Annotated in this window: 3 protein-coding genes; 1 reads left to right on the forward strand and 2 read right to left on the reverse strand. The window is 47.8% G+C overall.

Annotated elements, in window-relative coordinates:
- Nucleotides 1–17: 17 nt before the first annotated feature.
- Nucleotides 18–284: a hypothetical protein gene (locus Q0257_RS05325; protein WP_298022481.1), complete on the reverse strand. Its 267-nt coding sequence runs from the start codon at nucleotides 282–284 to the stop codon at nucleotides 18–20.
- Nucleotides 285–958: 674 nt separating this feature from the next.
- Between Q0257_RS05325 and Q0257_RS05330 the strand changes: the two genes are divergently transcribed.
- Nucleotides 959–1108 carry a hypothetical protein gene (locus Q0257_RS05330; protein WP_298022484.1) on the forward strand — a complete coding sequence of 50 codons (150 nt, stop codon included), beginning with the start codon at nucleotides 959–961 and terminating at the stop codon, nucleotides 1106–1108.
- 122 nt (nucleotides 1109–1230) lie between these two features.
- Here the strand turns inward: Q0257_RS05330 and Q0257_RS05335 are convergent, their stop codons facing one another.
- A complete protein-coding gene (locus tag Q0257_RS05335; protein WP_298022487.1) occupies nucleotides 1231–1464 on the reverse strand; it encodes a hypothetical protein in 234 nt (77 codons plus the stop codon).
- Nucleotides 1465–1587: the final 123 nt, after the last annotated feature.

The following is a 1587-nucleotide window of genomic DNA, read 5'->3' on the forward strand; positions in this document are numbered from 1 at the left end:
GGCGCTTAACTACCGCGTTAGGATTTGCCCGCTTGCCGTAAGGCACCAATAAGGGCGGCATAGCGTCTGTCCTCGCCTCTACGCCCCTCTACAACCAAGCAATTTACCTCCATTTCATAAGGGATATCGTATTTCTTGCTTAATAAATCGCCGTCTGCAAAAGAAGGGTCAATCTCTGCTACTTTGATGACCTGCGAATCATCAAAATGGCTGATAAAATCATAAACGCACTCAGGCAAAAGGTTTTTATTCGCCCCGCTTACGGGCTTAAATTCTAAATTCATAAAGCGCTCCTTTAAAATTTCATCTCAATTATAACACAAAATTCCTGCGGTGGATTTCCAAGACATTTTGCGCATTAAATTTTATAAATACCAAAATAGCCGCGTAGAAAAATCATGCGATACACGCTGATCGCAGTATCTTTTGAGCGCAAATTCCTAGCCCCAATGAAAATTTCTCCATTCAGCACTTCGTTATGATTTATCGGCGTCTAGCTCGGCGCGCGTAAAATTTGGCGGCATTTAACATAGCACCTGCTTTAAAATTCCCGCCTGCTTTAAAATTTTTGCTCGCTTCTAATTTGGGCTTGTCTACATTAAATTTAAAAGCGCTCGCTGCATCGCGCGCTTCGTTTAAATTCTCGCTTCGCCAAATTCCTTCTAGCCCGCGATACATCGCACTTACTAGCTCGCGCTTGCTCGGTAGCGTCGTATTCGTTTCGCATCCGTTTTTAAAATTTCACTCGCTGCGAATTGTGCCGCGCAGTCCGTCTCAATCACCCTAAATTTCTGATTGCTCGCTTTGCTTGCGCCGCGGACGGTTTTAGTGAGCGCGAATTTACACAACGGGGTGTATTTGGCGCTTTAGCGGGTGAGTTTAAACGCAGATGAGGCTTTCGAATACTTTTAAGATCACAGCAATGCTACGCAGCGGGCGAAGTCGCAGACGGCACATTATGCGTGATTGCAAGCCGTATGCGGCGGCGCAAAACGAAGCGGACGAAATTTTGAAATTTGAAACGATCAGCGGGCGGCAAGCGCGGGCATCATTCGCCGATCCGCAATACGAAGTAGTAGCGGGCATCCAGCGGGCGGGAGCGGCATGACGCTGTAAGGCGGCAAGATACGAAGCATTAACGGCGGCAGGCGCTTGGTTTTAAATTTGACTCGATACGTCGCCACCCACTTGACGCGAGAGCAAGCGCATGTTTTGCCGTAATGATGGCAGTTATACGCGGCGATTTGGACGCAAAGGGCGCGTAACGACTCGCCTCACCGTCTCGGTAGATATCTGTGCGTATCCGACGAGCGGCGGCGATCGGCTTTGTTTTCGCGCTTTGCGTGAGCCGTTTTTTTCAAAGGTGCGCTCATTGGCGCGAGTAAAATTTACGGCGATGAGGTGTAAATTTGGCGTTGAAATTCTATCGTGGCGTAAAATTTCATCAGCGATCCATAGTATCAATGTCTTTATTCACACTCTGCGTGGAAATAGGTAAAATCCATAATTTGGCGGCGGTATGAATGCGCGCTCGGTGTACCGCGACGCTGCCCGATTGGATTAAATTTTATCGTCGCGCGAAATTTG

This window comes from uncultured Campylobacter sp., from assembly GCF_938018035.1.
Classification (GTDB): domain Bacteria; phylum Campylobacterota; class Campylobacteria; order Campylobacterales; family Campylobacteraceae; genus Campylobacter_B.